General features: G+C 67.3%; 13 protein-coding genes. 7 read left to right on the top strand and 6 right to left on the bottom strand.

The annotated features are described in order from the left end of the window. Positions 1-2: 2 nt before the first annotated feature. Entirely contained in the window at positions 3-992 is a 990-nt protein-coding gene (locus tag ACVILH_RS03005; protein WP_456711552.1) for a Bug family tripartite tricarboxylate transporter substrate binding protein, read from the bottom strand. A gap of 177 nt (positions 993-1,169) precedes the next feature. On the opposite strand from ACVILH_RS03005, the gene ACVILH_RS03000 reads away from it, so the two are divergent. The 5 genes from ACVILH_RS03000 to ACVILH_RS02980 all read left to right on the top strand — a co-directional run bounded on the left by ACVILH_RS03000 (position 1,170) and on the right by ACVILH_RS02980 (position 7,831). After that, positions 1,170-2,972 carry a long-chain-acyl-CoA synthetase gene (locus ACVILH_RS03000; protein ID WP_456711551.1) on the top strand — a complete coding sequence of 601 codons (1,803 nt, stop codon included), beginning with the start codon at positions 1,170-1,172 and terminating at the stop codon, positions 2,970-2,972. A 126-nt stretch (positions 2,973-3,098) separates the two neighbouring features. Then, positions 3,099-3,344, top strand: coding sequence for an acyl carrier protein (locus ACVILH_RS02995; RefSeq protein ID WP_006611415.1), 246 nt, complete (start codon positions 3,099-3,101; stop codon positions 3,342-3,344). Then, complete coding sequence (locus ACVILH_RS02990; protein WP_456711550.1) at positions 3,331-4,719, top strand: class I adenylate-forming enzyme family protein; 1,389 nt, start codon at positions 3,331-3,333, stop codon at positions 4,717-4,719. Before ACVILH_RS02995 ends, ACVILH_RS02990 begins: the two co-directional genes overlap by 14 nt. Continuing rightward, positions 4,712-5,443: an SDR family NAD(P)-dependent oxidoreductase gene (locus ACVILH_RS02985; RefSeq protein WP_456711549.1), complete on the top strand. Its 732-nt coding sequence runs from the start codon at positions 4,712-4,714 to the stop codon at positions 5,441-5,443. Before ACVILH_RS02990 ends, ACVILH_RS02985 begins: the two co-directional genes overlap by 8 nt. Positions 5,444-5,536: 93 nt before the next feature. Beyond that, entirely contained in the window at positions 5,537-7,831 is a 2,295-nt protein-coding gene (locus ACVILH_RS02980) for a heavy metal translocating P-type ATPase (protein WP_456711548.1), read from the top strand. Between the two features lies 1 nt (position 7,832). Here the strand turns inward: ACVILH_RS02980 and ACVILH_RS02975 are convergent, their stop codons facing one another. Beyond that, positions 7,833-8,234 carry a hypothetical protein gene (locus tag ACVILH_RS02975; RefSeq protein WP_456711547.1) on the bottom strand — a complete coding sequence of 134 codons (402 nt, stop codon included), beginning with the start codon at positions 8,232-8,234 and terminating at the stop codon, positions 7,833-7,835. A gap of 155 nt (positions 8,235-8,389) precedes the next feature. On the opposite strand from ACVILH_RS02975, the gene ACVILH_RS02970 reads away from it, so the two are divergent. Next, positions 8,390-9,106 (top strand): MgtC/SapB family protein, encoded by a 717-nt coding sequence (locus ACVILH_RS02970; protein ID WP_456716859.1) that lies wholly within the window; start codon positions 8,390-8,392, stop codon positions 9,104-9,106. A gap of 19 nt (positions 9,107-9,125) precedes the next feature. On the opposite strand, the gene ACVILH_RS02965 is transcribed toward ACVILH_RS02970, so the two are convergent. Beyond that, the gene (locus tag ACVILH_RS02965) at positions 9,126-9,974 is read right to left on the bottom strand and encodes a hypothetical protein (RefSeq protein WP_456711546.1); all 849 of its coding nucleotides are present in this window, start codon (positions 9,972-9,974) and stop codon (positions 9,126-9,128) included. A 96-nt stretch (positions 9,975-10,070) separates the two neighbouring features. Further along, a complete protein-coding gene (locus ACVILH_RS02960; RefSeq protein ID WP_456711545.1) occupies positions 10,071-10,874 on the bottom strand; it encodes an RMD1 family protein in 804 nt (267 codons plus the stop codon). Positions 10,875-11,013: 139 nt separating this feature from the next. Here ACVILH_RS02960 and ACVILH_RS02955 point away from each other — a divergent pair, with 139 nt between their 5' ends. Then, positions 11,014-12,162: a DUF3095 domain-containing protein gene (locus tag ACVILH_RS02955; protein ID WP_456711544.1), complete on the top strand. Its 1,149-nt coding sequence runs from the start codon at positions 11,014-11,016 to the stop codon at positions 12,160-12,162. 6 nt (positions 12,163-12,168) lie between these two features. Here the strand turns inward: ACVILH_RS02955 and ACVILH_RS02950 are convergent, their stop codons facing one another. Both ACVILH_RS02950 and ACVILH_RS02945 read right to left on the bottom strand, forming a co-directional pair. Further along, positions 12,169-12,603 carry a DUF2147 domain-containing protein gene (locus ACVILH_RS02950; protein WP_456711543.1) on the bottom strand — a complete coding sequence of 145 codons (435 nt, stop codon included), beginning with the start codon at positions 12,601-12,603 and terminating at the stop codon, positions 12,169-12,171. Positions 12,604-13,854: 1,251 nt separating this feature from the next. Next, a complete protein-coding gene (locus ACVILH_RS02945) occupies positions 13,855-14,388 on the bottom strand; it encodes a GNAT family N-acetyltransferase (RefSeq protein ID WP_456711542.1) in 534 nt (177 codons plus the stop codon). Between the last annotated feature and the right edge of the window lie 10 nt (positions 14,389-14,398).

Below are 14,398 nucleotides of genomic sequence, written 5' to 3'. Positions count from 1 at the left end.
TCCTATTTGGTGGGGTCCGCCTGCGCGGCGACGAGCTTGCGCCAGCGCATCACCTCGGCCCGGTAGGTCGAGGCATAGACGCCGGCGTCGCCGGTGATCGGCGTCGCGCCGATCTCGGCGAGGTGGTGCAGGATCTCGGGATCGGCCAGGGCGGCATTGATCTCGCGGTTGAGCAGGTCGACGATCGCCTGCGGCGTGCCGCGCGGCGCGGCGACGCCGTAGAAGCCGGAGGTCTCGAACGCCGGCAGCACGTCGGCGACCGGCGGCAGATCGGGAAAGGCTTGCGCCCGCTCCCGGGTCGACACCGCCAGCGCCCGGATCTTGCCGCTGCGCACCAGGTCGGTGGCCGAGGCGGTGTTGTCGAACAGCGCGTGGATGTGCCCGGAGGCGAGGTCGGTCAGCGCCGGGCCGGAGCCGCGATAGGCGAGCACGGACCAGGTGATGCCGCCGAGCGTCCGGAACAACTCCGCGGACAATTGCTGCACCGTCCCGGGCCCGGCCGAGCCGACGCTGAGCTTGCCGGGGTTCGCCCGCGCATAGGCCAGGAACTCGGGCAACGTCTTGACCGGCAGCTCCTTGCTGACCAGCAGCAGCAGCGGCATCCGCGCCATCCCCGCGACGGGAAGGATGTCGTCGCCGTCCTGCGCGGACTCCCGCGAGGCGGTGATGATGTTGGCGGTGGAGGTCGCAAGCAGCGTGTAGCCGTCCGGCGCCGCGTTCGCGACGCTTCGTGTAGCGGTGGCGCCGCCGGCGCCCGGGCGGTGGTCGAGCACGAAGGCCTGGCCGAGCTGCCGCGACAGGCGGTCGCAGATCAGCACCGACAGGCGGCCGGTGGCGCCGCCCGGCGCGAAGGGAATGACCCAGGTCACCGATCGGGCGGGGTAGGGAGCTTCGCCGCCGGCGGTCGCCGCAGCCGGATGCATGGCAACAAGGCCGCTCCAGGCCACGCCTTGCAGCACGGCACGTCGTGTGATCGTCAATTCCTTGGGCATGCCGGCCTTCGCTTTGGCATGTTCTGGGAGAGCCAACCTAGCCGGTATTTCCGATTACTTCGTAAAGGTTCGCATCTACTTCGATCCCGCTCCGCTCCATGCGAGTTAACCCTGCCGGTTAACACCTGGTCAGGCCGCGCGACCTATAAGGACGCTATTCTGGAAGCGGTGGCAGGCATGACAACCGAGCGCGCGGACCGATCTGCGGACCCCATCACGCCCGGGCGGAGGCCGTCGACGGCCAAGATCTGGCTCAAGGCGATCGAGCTGACATCGCGCATCGAGGCCGAGCCGACCCTGCTGTTTGCCGATGTGATCGATGACTGGTCTGTCAGGCAGCCCGGTCGTCCGGCGCTGATCTCGAACAGCGAGACGCTCAGCTACGCCGCGCTGTCTGCGCGCATCAACCAATATGCCCGATGGGCGCTGGCCCAGGGCATCGCCCCCGGCGACACCGTCGCGCTGATGATGCCGAGCCGGCCGGACTATCTGGCGGCCTGGCTCGGGATCAGCCGCGTCGGCGGCGTCGTCGCGCTGATCAACACCAATCTGGTCGGACCCTCGCTGGCGCACTGCCTCAACGTCGCCGCACCAGCCCACATCATCGTCGCCACCGAGCTTCAACCTGCTTATGCCGACGCTATGCCGCTGATCTCCGAGGCGCCGCGTGTGTGGAATGCCGGGGGCGATCTCGACGCGGCGCTCGCCGCGATCGACTCGCGCCCGCTGCAGGCCAGTGAACGTCCCGCCGTCACGATCAACGACCGCGCACTGCTGATCTATACGTCGGGAACGACCGGCCTGCCCAAGGCCGCCAGCATCAGCCACCGTCGCATCCTGAGCTGGGGCGGCTGGTTTGCGGGGCTCACGGGTGCAAGTCCCGACGATCGCCTCTATGATTGTCTTCCCGTCTACCATTCCGTCGGCGGCATCGTCGCGCCCTGCAGCATGCTGCGCGCCGGCGGCACGGCGGTGCTGGCGGAGAAGTTCTCGGCCCGTCAGTTCTGGCGCGACATCGTCCACCACGACTGCACGCTGGTGCAATATATCGGCGAGCTCTGCCGCTATCTGCTCGCAGCGCCCCCATCCGATCTCGATCGCGCCCATCGGCTGCGGCTGGCTTGCGGCAACGGCTTGCGCGGCGATATCTGGGAGGCGTTCCAGGCGCGCTTCGCCATTCCGCAGGTGATGGAATTCTACGCGGCGACCGAAGGCAATTTCTCGCTCTACAATGTCGAGGGGAGAGTGGGCTCGATCGGTCGCGTGCCGTCGCTGCTCGCGCATCGTTTTCCGGCAGCGATCATTCAGCTCGATGAGGACCAGCGCGCGCCGCTGCGCGGGCCCGACGGGCTGTGCCTGCCATGTGCGCGCGGTGAGGTCGGCGAGGCCGTCGGCCGCATGGGCAAGGCCGATGACGGTGGCGGCCGCTTCGAGGGCTACACCGATCGCGCGGAGACCGAGAAGAAGATCCTGCGCAATGTCTTCGCCGAGGGCGATGCTTGGTTCCGCACCGGCGACCTGATGCGCCAGGACGAGCAGGGCTTCTTCTACTTCGTCGACCGGGTCGGCGACACCTTCCGCTGGAAGGGCGAGAACGTCGCGACCAGCGAGGTGAATGACGCCATCCTGCAATGTCTGGGAGTCGTGGAGGCCTCGACCTATGGCGTCGCGGTGCCGGGCAACGATGGTCGCGCCGGCATGGCGGCGCTGGTTGTCGCAGCGGACTTCGATCTCGCGAGGCTGTCGGCCGAGCTGGCGCGCCGCTTGCCGGCCTATGCGCAGCCGGTGGCGCTGCGCATCACGCCGTCGCTGCAGTCGACCGAGACGTTCAAGCAGAAGAAGCAGCAGCTGATGCGCGACGGCTTCGATCCCGCGATCGTGTCCGAGCCATTGTACATCCGTGATGCGGCGACCGGAGCCTACCGCCCGCTCGACGCTGGCATCTATGCGCAGATCGCGAGCGGCGAGGTCCGTTTGTAGATGATTTTAATCATAGGCCACGAGGTGCATTTACCAACGGTCTCAAAACATACCGCGAAGGTCCGGGTTCCTTCACCTTGTCGCTCTAGTGTCGGTCGCATCGTTTGAACAATGACGGATTTCGCCATGTCGGTACGGTTAAGAATCATTGCAGCCATCAAGCAGATTGCAGAGGAGCAGAAGGTCAAGCTGCCGCCGCTGACCGACGAGCTGACCCTGCACGAGACCGGCTTCGACTCGCTCGCCTTCGCGATCCTTGTTGCCCGTCTCGAGGACGATCTCGGCGTCGATCCGTTCACTCTGTCGGAGGAGGTCACGTTCCCGAACACGATCGGCGACTTCATCAGGGCGTATGAGAATGTCCCCGCGTGAGATCTTCGCGCTGCGCGACCATCTCGGCACGGCGCTGACTAAGCGGACGATCTCCGATCCGCGCCACGTCGTCTCGCTGGCCGAGCTGTCGCGCGGAAGCTGTCTCGGCGGCCGCGCCGGCGAGCTCGACGGCCGCGCGGTCCTGCTCGCGACCTCCAGCCAATTGTTGGCGGGACTGGCGCTGATCGAGATCGATGGCGTCGCCCGGCGCATGCTGCTGTGCCCGCCCGATCTGAAGGACGAGCATCTCGGCAGCATCATTGCCGATGCCGGGATCGATGCCGTCGTCACCGACGAGCCGGAGCGCTTCGCGGGCCGTGGCATTGATCTCGTTATCTCCGTCGGCCTGCCGCAACTCTCGGCCCAAGTCGCGCCAACGGTCCGCGCGACCGAATGGCTGATGCTGACCTCGGGCACCTCCGGCGTGCCGAAGATCGTCGGCCATACGCTGGAGGGCTTGTGCGGCGCCATCATCGGTGATCGGCCGGCGCCTGGCGATGCCTTGCCGGTGTGGGCGACGTTCTACGACATCCGCCGCTATGGCGGGCTGCAGATCTTCCTGCGCGCCATCGTCGGCGGCGGCTCCATGGTGCTGTCCGATCCGGGCGAGGCACTGGCCGATCACGTCGCGCGCCTCACTGCGCGCGGCGTCACGCATATCTCCGGCACGCCGTCGCATTGGCGCAAGCTGCTGATGAGCGGATCGGCCGAGCAATTCGCCCCGCGTTATGTGCGGCTGTCGGGCGAGATCGCCGATCAGGCCGTGCTCGATGGATTGAGGGAGGCATTCCCGAACGCCTCGATCGGTCACGCCTATGCGTCGACCGAGGCGGGCGTGGGCTTTGCCGTCAATGACGGGCTGGAAGGCTTTCCTGCAACGCTGCTCGGCGAGGGCCGCGGCCCCGTCGATATGAAAGTTGTCGACGGCTCGCTGCGGATCCGCTCGAAGCGCGCGGCGCATGCCTATGTCGGGCGCACGGCGGCGGCGCTGACCGATTCCGACGGCTATGTCGACACCGGCGACATGGTCGAGCTGCGCGGCGACCGCTACTACTTCGTTGGGCGGCGCAACGGCATCATCAATGTCGGCGGCCTGAAGGTGCATCCCGAGGAGATCGAAGCCGTGATCAACGGCCATCCCGAGGTGCGGATGTCGCGCGCCAAGTCGCGGCGAAGTCCGATCACCGGCGGCATCGTCGTGGCAGAAGTGGTGCTCACGAGGGACAGCGATGCGGCGCGGACGGATGCCGTCCGCAACGAGATCCTCGCCGAGTGTCGCGCGCGTCTGGCCGCCCACAAGGTGCCGGCGATGATTCGGTTCGTGCCGGCGCTTGATGTCACGCCGGCCGGCAAGCTGGCGCGCGCCGATGCGTAACGTCCTTGTCACCGGCGGCAGCCGCGGCATCGGCCTGGCCATCGTGCGCAGGCTCGCGGCTGCCGGCTACGACGTCATCGCGGTGGCCCGTCGCGAGAGCGACGAGCTGCGCGCAGCCATCGCCGAGTTCAGCGCGAGCAGCGCCGGCATCCATTTCCGCGCCTGCGACCTCAGCGCCGTCGATGCCATCCCCGCCTTCGTGAAGTCGGTGCGCGACGAGTTCGGTCCGCTCTACGGCCTCGTCAACAATGCCGGCATCGGAACCGAGGGCCTGCTCGCGACCATGCACAATTCGGAGATCGAGGCGCTGGTGCGGCTCAACGTGCTGGCGCCGATGATCCTCACCAAATACGTCGCGCGCCACATGATGGCGGCGGGCGAGGGGCGCATCGTCAACATCTCCTCGATCATCGCCAGCACCGGCTACAACGGGCTTTCGGTGTACGGCGCGACCAAGGCCGCTGCCAACGGCTTCACGCGCTCGCTGGCGCGCGAGGTCGGCAAGGTCGGCATCACCGTCAATGCGATCGCGCCGGGCTTCATCGCGACCGAGTTGACGCAGAGAATGGACCAGGCGCAGCAGCATCGCATCGCCGGCCGTAGCGCGCTGCGTCGTTTGCCCGAGACCTCAGACGTCGCCGCAATGGTCGAGTACCTGCTCGGCGAAGGCGGGCGCAACGTCACCGGCACGGTGCTGACGGTCGACGCCGGCAATACCGCCTGATGCGATGATCGGCCGCGCCTGCGGTTGATTTCGCTCAAGCCTCGGAGCGGCGGTCGCGGCGATAGTGCCGGCGCAATTCCGGAACTGATCGCCATGTTCGAACGCATCCTGCGATGGACCCTCGTCGCAATCGCCGTCGCGGGCCTCGCCGCGGGCGGCCTCGCGCAGGCGGTCGGCCGGCCCGAATGGGCTGGCATCGCCTTCACTGCCTCGACCGTCCCGGTCATCGCCGGCCTGATCGTCTCGATCATCCGCGATGTCCTGGCCGGCCGCATCGGCGTCGACGCCATCGCGCTGGTGTCGATGAGCGCGGCGATCGTGCTCGGCGAGCCGCTTGCGGGCGCCGTGGTGGCGCTGATGTATTCCGGTGGCAATGTGCTCGAGGACATCGCCGTCGCGCGTGCCGAGCACGACCTGCGCGCGCTGGTCGACCGGGCGCCGCGTCTGGCCCATCGCTGGCGTGAGGATCGCATCGAGGATGTTGCGGTGGCCGACGTGGCCGTGGGCGACCGCCTGATGGTCCGCGCCGGCGAGATCGTGCCGGTCGACGGCGTGGTCGAGTCGGCCCTAGCGGTAGTCGATGAATCGGCGCTGACGGGCGAGCCGATCCCGGTGTCGAAGACGCGCGGCATGGCGATCCTGTCTGGGTCGCTGAATGCCGGCGAGACGTTCGAGCTCTCGGTCACCGCTACTGCGGGCGAGAGCACCTATGCGGGGATCGTCAAGCTGGTGACCTCGGCGCAGACCGCGAAGGCGCCGTTTGTACGGCTTGCGGATCGCTACGCGCTGATCTTCCTGCCGGTGAGCCTGGCGATCGCGGCCGCCGCCTGGTTTGCATCGGGCGATCTGATCCGAGCCCTCGCGGTGATGGTCGCCGCGACGCCTTGCCCACTCATCCTTGCGGCACCGGTCGCGTTCATCGCAGGCGTCGCGCAGGCAGCGCGCAGCGGCATCCTGGTCAAGGGCGGCGGCAAATTGGAGGCACTGGCGCGGGCGCACACGGTGCTGTTCGACAAGACAGGCACGCTCACTGTCGGCGGCGCGCGACTGCTCTCGGTCGAGGCGGCGCCGGGCGAGGATGCCGACAACGTGTTGCTGCTCGGTGCCTCGCTGGAACAGGCCTCCCATCATGTGCTGGCGCATGCCATCGTCGAGGCTGGCCATGCTCGCGGACTCAAGCTCGAGGTGCCGGAGCGCGTCAGGGAGACGATGGGCTCGGGCCTCGAGGGGATCATCGACGGCCGCCGCGTCAGCGCCGGCTCGCCGGACATGATCCTCGGCAATCACGCGCCGCCGCCATGGGCCGCGCGGGCCATCCGCCGGGCGTCCTGGCGCTCGGCGCTGGTGGTGCTTGTTGCTGTCGATGGCAAGCCGATCGGCGCGCTGCTGCTGGCCGATGAATTGCGCGCAGACACGCCGCGGGCGATCCGCTGGCTGCGCGAGGCCGGCATTGTCCGCATGGTCATGGTGACCGGCGACCGCGCCGCGGCGGCCCAGGCCATCGGCGCTGCGCTCGACCTCGATGCGGTGCTCGCCGACCGCGTCCCCTCGGACAAGGTCGACGCAGTCAAAAGCGAGCAGCGGTTGCATCCGACCATCATGGTCGGCGACGGCATCAATGATGCGCCGGCGCTGGCCTCCGCCGATGTCGGCATCGCACTCGGCGCGCGTGGCGCGAGCGCCTCGTCGGAGGCGGCCGACGTCGTCATCCTCGCCGACCGGCTCGACCGCGTCGGCGAGGCGATCGTGATCGCGCAGCGTGCCCGACGCATCGCGCTGGAAAGCATCATTGCCGGCATGGCGCTGTCCTTCATCGCGATGGGCGCGGCAGCGTTTGGCCTGTTGCAGCCGGTGCCGGCGGCGCTGGTGCAGGAGGCGATCGATGTGGCCGTCATCCTCAACGCGCTCCGTGCGCTGCTGCCGGCCGGCCGCGGCAAGGCGGGCCAGATCACCGTGGAGGACGGCCGCGGCCTGCGGCACGACCATCAGGCGCTGCTGCGTGGGCTCGATCGCCTGCGGGTGATCGTCGATGCGCTCGACGAGGTCGCGCCGGAGAGTGCCGTCAGCCTTATCACGGAGGCCAATGTGCTGGTGCAGGACCAGGTCGTCGCGCATGAGCGCGATGACGAGGGCTCGGTCTATCCGCGGCTGGCGCGGCTGCTGCAAGACAGCCATGGCCTGTCGGCGATGAGCCGCGCGCATCGCGAGATCCTGCATCTGGCGCGGCTGCTCGGGCGGGTGGTCGAGGACCTGCCGTCCGAGAAGGTCGACCGCTATCTGATCCGCGATGCGCAGCGGGTCATCGAGGCGATCGAGACCTTGGTGCGCATGCATACTGCGCAGGAGGACGACATCTATGAGGCCGTCGCGGCGCGCTCCGCGGCGTAACTCAGTCGAGATGCCTCGGCAGGTCGATGCGCTCGCCGGCAAACTCTGCCGGGCCGTCGATCAGGCGGCGAATGCGCCGCTCGCGCTCGTCGGCCGGCAGGTTCGGGTCGAGCATCTGGTCGATCTGCCGGATCGCGTTCTGCTCGATCGTCAGCGGATCCCTCAGCTTGGGCTGTGCGGCCGGGATCGGCGTGGAGGCACGCAGCCCGATCGCGAGCAACTGGCTGATGGCATCGGAGCGCGTAACCTCGTGCGTCTCGGCCCACGCATCGATGTCGGCGGTGAGCTGCTGCGACAGCTTCACCGCGCTCACCGCGTCGTGTCCCAGCCGGACGGCGGGACTGTGATCCCTTCGCGAGTCGGACATCGGCGCTATGTTGGGCGTCATCTGCCTGTTGATCATGTCAGCCTAGGATAGGGTTGAGGGAATGGGATTTGATTTCGATCAAGGACGGCCTAAGAAGACGGCCTTCTCGCGGCAATCCGGCCGCCGGGGGACTTTTGTATGTCTGCTGCCAGGCAGACGGTCCGGCATAGGACCGAAGACAGTTCTTGCTCATGCGCTTCCTGCACACCTTCCAGCTCTATGACTTCCTCGACACGCTCGTCAGCCTGTTCACGGCCTTCGTGCTGGGCACCCTGATCGGCGCCGAGCGGCAATTCCGGCAGCGCAGCGCCGGCCTGCGCACCAATGTGCTGGTCGCGGTGGGCGCGGCGGCCTTCGTCGATCTCGGCAACCGCCTCACCGGCGCCGACGGCGCGGTGCGGATCATCGCCTATGTGGTCTCCGGCATCGGCTTTCTCGGTGCCGGCACGATCATGAAGGAAGGCATGAACGTCCGGGGTCTCAATACCGCGGCGACCTTGTGGGCGTCGGCGGCGGTGGGCGCCTGCGCGGGCGCTGACCTCGTCGCCCAGTCGGTGGCGCTGACCCTGTTCGTGCTCGCCGGCAACACCTTGCTGCGGCCGCTGGTGAATGCGATCGACCGCATCCCGCTCAACGCGGCGACCTCCGAGGCCAATTACGAGATCGTGGTGACCACCGACGTCCTGCATGCCGCGCAATTGCGCGAGGCGCTCGATGAGCGGCTGGAGGCGGCGAAGTATCCGGTGCGCGAGACCGAGGTCGCCTACCGCTCCGACGACATCGCGGAGATCACCGCGACCTTGGTGCCGCTGGCGGCCGAGACGGCCGAGCTCGACCGGGTGACGGCGGAGCTGGCCAAGCTGCCCGGCGTCCGTCATGCGACGTGGAACGTCAGCGCGCTGGAGTAATGAGCGATGCGCCCCGCAGCTACTTGATGCAGCGACCGACATCGCCGGCGGTGGTCGGCGATTCATAGCCTCCGGGGGACGTTGGCTGGCCGTCGAAGAACACCGCAAGCTGGTTGGCGATGCCATAGTCCGTCGCACCCCGGCGCCGATCATTGATCATGCGGGCAATGTTCCATTCATCGTGTGAACCATAGCTGAATGCGACGGAGGCGCGCAGGCCGTAGTAGTTGCGGAAGCCGGGACGGGTCAGGCTGCCATTGGCGATCGCGTCCTTGAACGTGGGGTCGGGTGCGATCTTGTCGTCGAACCAGGCTTCGAGCTTTTCGAGATCATGCGTCCCGGTGAGATCGAAGTACTTGGCAAAATCGTTCGGGCCCGAGAAGTAGAAAAAGTCGAAGGCCTCGCCGAGGCCTCTGTCGCCTTCGAGGATCTGCGTCCACATGTACATGTAGTCGGCGCCGCTCGCGCCCCGCAGGCCGTCGCCGCCCTCGGCGCCGGGATTGAGCACGAAAACCGCGCGGGGCCCGAAGCGTTCGGTCACACGCTCGGCAATCTTGGCCGCGATGGCGGTGTTGACCGCAAAGGCACCGCCGCCGGCCGGTGACAGCGGCACACTGAGATACCCCACCGCTTTTCCCTGCGCGCGCTGATCGGCGATCAGCTTTCGGACGCGCGCCACATTGGCGGTGATCGCATCCTTGAACTCCGGATGCACGCAATAGCAGATGTCGAGCGCGGTGCAGACGGTGACCGGCTCGGAGGCCGCCCGCGCCGGTCCAGCCGCGCCTGCTGTCACGACCGCGGTCGCGAGTGCGGCAGCCATGATGGTCGCGATTCCCTGCCCCGAACATGCAACGCGGCTCGTCATGGTGCCTCCACGATCCCCGACAGGACTGCGGCGAATGATAGGACGCCGATCCGGAAATACAACCAGAGATGTATGACGCGTCCGTGGCAGGCGCGTTCAATGCGCGCCGCGGGCGAAGATCTCGTAGAAGCCGAGCACGATCTCGCAGGCGATCAGGATCACGACGATGATCTCGAGCCGGAGCGAGCGCTTGGTGTCGATGATGTCGGCCACTGCCTCTGCGGTCTCGGCGATCACGGCGAGCTTGCGGTTGAGCGTCTCCTCGCGCTCCTTCAGCTCGTACTCGTCCTCGAGCCGGGCATAGAGCCGCTCGAGATCGGGGCGGTCCCACAGCACGTCAGGCTTCTCGCCGACAGCGACGCGGCCGGAGACGCGGTGCTGCACCAAGAGCGCGGCGCCGAGCAGCTTGACCATCGCGACCCGGCTGCGCGACGTGCGCCCCTGCGAGGCCAGCTCGCGCGCGAACGGCTCGATCGTGTCGAACACGTTGGCGATCTCGCGCTCGCTGCGGCCGAGCACGACGCTCTTGGCCAGCGCATCGGCGACAATGAGCAGCCGCTCCAGCGACAATTCCTTGACCTGGATCGGGCCGCCGACCGGAATCGGCTCGTCGGACTCGCGGGCGACCTGGACCTTGGCGGTCTCCTCCTCATGCGGCGCGATCGGGCCGAACAGCCGCGGGCTGAGCTGATCGAGGAAGTTGAGCTCCTCGGCGACCGACAGGCCGACGAAGACGACGACGCCGTAGCGGAAGACCACCGCGATGCCGGTCTCGCCGATGCGGACGGCGAGCGGCGTGGCGGACAGGACCTGACCTTCGAAACCGGCGGTGTTGATGCGGTCTGCGATCTGCAGGGCGCGGGCGGCGAGCTGGGGGACAGGCGGGGTATCGGCACTCATCCCGCAAGGCTAGCACGCCGAACCCAACGGAACGATAACATGGCGCGAGCATGGCGGCCGCCGTCCCGGAGCCGAACCCGCTTGACAGGGATGTCCATAGCTCCGCATGGAAGGCGCTCTCCGCACGGATGACCTCGCGATGTCGAAGCCCAGCGCTGCAGATTATTATGCCTCGATCCCGGTGTTTCGCGGCTTCTCGCGGCTGATGGATCCCGAGCTCTATAAGCCGCTGCCCGACGATTGGCTGATCGGCACGGCCGATATCGTCGAATCGACCAAGGCGATCGCGGACAAGCGCTACAAGGCGGTCAATATGGCCGGGGCCGCGGTCATCGCCGCCGTGACCAATGCGCTTGAGGGACGCGAATTCCCGTTCGTGTTCGGCGGCGACGGCGCAAGCTTCGCGGTCGGACCTGACGATGCCGCAGCGGCCCGTGGGGCCCTGGCCGCCACGGCGCGCTGGGTCAGCGACGATCTTGGGCTCGCGATGCGCGTCGCGCTGGTGCCGGTCAGCGCGATCCGGTCGGCGGGCCAGGATGTACGGGTGGCGCGTTACGGCCCGTCGGCCAATCTGTCCTACGCGATGTTCGCCGGCGGTGGCCTGGGCTGGGCCGAGGCCGCGATGAAGCGGGGCGAGTTCGCGATTCCTCCGGCGCCATCAGGCACGCAACCCGATCTGTCAGGACTGTCCTGCCGGTTCGAGGAGATGCCGTCGGCGCGTGGTCTCATCCTGTCGGTGCTGGTGCTGCCGGCCGCCGGCGCCGAGCCGCAGGCCTATCGCCGGGTCATCGAGGACATCATCACGCTGACCGAGCGCAGTCCCGAGGCCGGGCGGCCGGTGCCCCCCGGCGGGCCGGCGCTGCAATGGCCGCCGCAAGGCCTGAACTACGAAGTTCGCGCGTCGCGTGGCCCGGGCGTCGTGCGCTGGGTCCGGGTCCTCGGCCGCACGCTGTTCGTCTATGCCATCATGCGCTTCGGCATCAGCATCGGCGGCTTCGTGCCGGATCTCTACCGGCAGCAGGTGGTCGAGAATTCCGACTTCCGGAAATACGACGACGCGCTGCGCATGATCCTCGACTGCACCGAGGAGCTTGCCAAGGAGCTGGAGCGCCGGCTCAGCGCGGCAGCGTCACAAGGCATCGTCCGCTACGGGCTGCACCGGCAGGCCTCGGCGATGATGACCTGCTTCACGCCATCGGCGATCCGCCCCGACCACGTCCATTTCATCGACGGGGCGCAGGGCGGCTATGCGTCGGCGGCGACGGCGCTGAAGGCGGCGGTCGCCTGAGGTCGATCAGCGCGCGCGCGTCCAGGTCTCGCCGCCGCACATCGCGCCGACGCAGCCTTCGACCTTCAGCGTATCCGGACCGGACACCGAGATGTGACTGGTGTAGCTCTGGCCGTCATCGGCGTTGTAGATCTTGCCGGACCATTTGTTCGGTCCATCCGGATGAATGTTCTCGAACAGCTGCAGTCCCATGATCGGGCGGTTGGCCAGCGCGCGATTGGGGTTCTTGTTGTCGACCGCCGGCTTGCCGGTGTCGGTGTCCATCGGCTCCTTCAGCCACACCACCGTGCCGCACAGATTGGCGCCGCATTTGGCGACCTTGATCTTGGCGTCACCCGCCTGGGTCAGCCAGGTGCCGGTCGGATCGTCGGCGGCCAAGGCCGGCTGCGCGATCACGAACGACGCGAGTGCGAGACCAGCCAGACGCAATTTCCAAATCATGGTACCCCCCGTTCAAGCCGCGCTTGATTACCAGCAAACAGCGGAGTTGCAATCGCAGAGGTGTGGTTGTCCAAAGCAGTGTCATCACGATCAGGTGCATTTATGACCGGGCGTCTCAATTCCTTGCGCGGTTGTCTCATGGTGTTCGGCGGCCAAGATTGCGGCTGCAAAACAGTCGCGTCGTCCCGCCTTGAGCCGGGACCCATACCTGCAGGAAGAGGTTTGAGGCAGGCCGGTCATTGGCATTTTGCCCATCCCCAGCGCCGCGGCGGATGGGATCTCCGGATCTGCGCCATGCCGCGCTGCGCGCGTCACGGCTTGTCCGGGACGACAGTTGTGGGTGGAGCGGATTCACGGTTCAAACAGCTGAGGCGGGCGAGGGCGTGCAGTCACAATCTCGCGGCACCTCATGCCCGAGCTCTGTGATCAGTTCGTCCCTCGCAAATCGTGCAGAGGGCGCAGGGAATGCCGGGTGACAGCCTCACCCATGGCCCGCCTGCGGAAAGAATGCAGGCGGCAGGTACCACAGGCAAAGCCGAAACACGCCGGCATTCCCTGCGCGATGGTCTTCACGCTTATACGCAGTCTCCCTGGTGCGCCGGCTTGTTGGCCACCTCCGCGCGAGGCGAAGCCTCGTCGCGCTCGCGACAATGCGCTCACGCGCATTGCGCGGATGATACCAGCTTCGGGGTATCAGGACGCTGCGACTTCACGTCCGCCAGGAATCGTTCGTCCGCGCCCTCGTTGCCGAAAACGCTGCGATCTCTCGCGGCCACCGCATCCCCGCCTCGCGTGTCGTGACGATCGCGCGCTACGCCCCTACTGCAGTGAGGCGGGATGCGCGGAGATAATCATGATTTTCGGAAATGCGCAAGAGGATTATTTTTTTCGGAAGTCGCCTCCTGTTTGTGGGCCAGCCGGCGGAGAGAGCCCGGCCGGTACGGCAGCGGCAGTGCGCTCCCTCTCCCCGTTCTTCACGGGGAGAGGGCTGGGGTGAGGGGCAACGGAACGGGTGATGTGCGTGAAGAAGCAGAGCCCTCAGGCTCCGAGCGGAGCGAGAGTTGAAAGAGTTCGGACGTGCCTCGCCGCATGCACTTCCCGTGTGGCGGCCCCTCACCCCGACCCTCGCCCCGTGAAGAACGGGGAGAGGGAGCGCACCGTCCGTGCCTCAAACTGCTCCCTGGGGGTATGGGTCCCGGATCGGCGCGCGCGTTGCGCGATTGTCCGGGACGACGGCTGGAGGTCGACGCCTCACCACGGCAATCCGCACAGGTCGATCGTGCCGCGCGTCGGCGCCGTGCGCTTCACGTCGTGCACCATCGCTGACAACGTGTCGAAGCGGATGCGGCCCTTGTCGGGCTGCTCCGCGTAGACGTCGCCGTCGAACGGGATGAAGCCGCGGGCGCCATAGAAGGCGACGCGATCGGGCGCGCAGAACAGGAGAGCGTAGTTGATCGAGTCCTCATGCCGCAGCGTCTGGATCGCGGCGTTCAGCCCGATCGTGGCGAGACCGCGATTGCGCACGTCGGCGCGCGTCAAAACGCCGCCGATGCCGGCGATGTTGACGTTCTGTCCGTTCCATTTCGTCAGGCGGCGATAGATCCCGACATGGCAGAGCACGTCGCCATCCTCGTCCTGAACCAGCACGCGCAGATCCGCATGCGCAAATGTGATACCGGCCCAGGGTAAGGTCGCCACCACCTCAGGCGGCCAGATCGCATCATAAAGCGGCTTGGCCTGTGGCCATCCGGCATCGCCATTCAACACGTCGATCTCGATGCTCATCAAACCGGCT

This window comes from Bradyrhizobium sp. USDA 4353, assembly GCF_054063215.1.
Note: the sequence above shows the minus strand (reverse complement) of the source record. Positions and strands in the feature narration are given on the sequence as shown.

What these genes read in the sequence shown, in the direction of transcription:
- ACVILH_RS03005 (WP_456711552.1), bottom strand. Translation starts at nt 992, where the DNA reads ATGCCCAAGGAATTGACGATCACACGACGTGCCGTGCTGCAAGGCGTG.
- ACVILH_RS03000 (WP_456711551.1), top strand. Translation starts at nt 1,170, where the DNA reads ATGACAACCGAGCGCGCGGACCGATCTGCGGACCCCATCACGCCCGGG.
- ACVILH_RS02995 (WP_006611415.1), top strand. Translation starts at nt 3,099, where the DNA reads ATGTCGGTACGGTTAAGAATCATTGCAGCCATCAAGCAGATTGCAGAG.
- ACVILH_RS02990 (WP_456711550.1), top strand. Translation starts at nt 3,331, where the DNA reads ATGTCCCCGCGTGAGATCTTCGCGCTGCGCGACCATCTCGGCACGGCG.
- ACVILH_RS02985 (WP_456711549.1), top strand. Translation starts at nt 4,712, where the DNA reads ATGCGTAACGTCCTTGTCACCGGCGGCAGCCGCGGCATCGGCCTGGCC.
- ACVILH_RS02980 (WP_456711548.1), top strand. Translation starts at nt 5,537, where the DNA reads ATGTTCGAACGCATCCTGCGATGGACCCTCGTCGCAATCGCCGTCGCG.
- ACVILH_RS02975 (WP_456711547.1), bottom strand. Translation starts at nt 8,234, where the DNA reads ATGATCAACAGGCAGATGACGCCCAACATAGCGCCGATGTCCGACTCG.
- ACVILH_RS02970 (WP_456716859.1), top strand. Translation starts at nt 8,390, where the DNA reads ATGCGCTTCCTGCACACCTTCCAGCTCTATGACTTCCTCGACACGCTC.
- ACVILH_RS02965 (WP_456711546.1), bottom strand. Translation starts at nt 9,974, where the DNA reads ATGACGAGCCGCGTTGCATGTTCGGGGCAGGGAATCGCGACCATCATG.
- ACVILH_RS02960 (WP_456711545.1), bottom strand. Translation starts at nt 10,874, where the DNA reads ATGAGTGCCGATACCCCGCCTGTCCCCCAGCTCGCCGCCCGCGCCCTG.
- ACVILH_RS02955 (WP_456711544.1), top strand. Translation starts at nt 11,014, where the DNA reads ATGTCGAAGCCCAGCGCTGCAGATTATTATGCCTCGATCCCGGTGTTT.
- ACVILH_RS02950 (WP_456711543.1), bottom strand. Translation starts at nt 12,603, where the DNA reads ATGATTTGGAAATTGCGTCTGGCTGGTCTCGCACTCGCGTCGTTCGTG.
- ACVILH_RS02945 (WP_456711542.1), bottom strand. Translation starts at nt 14,388, where the DNA reads ATGAGCATCGAGATCGACGTGTTGAATGGCGATGCCGGATGGCCACAG.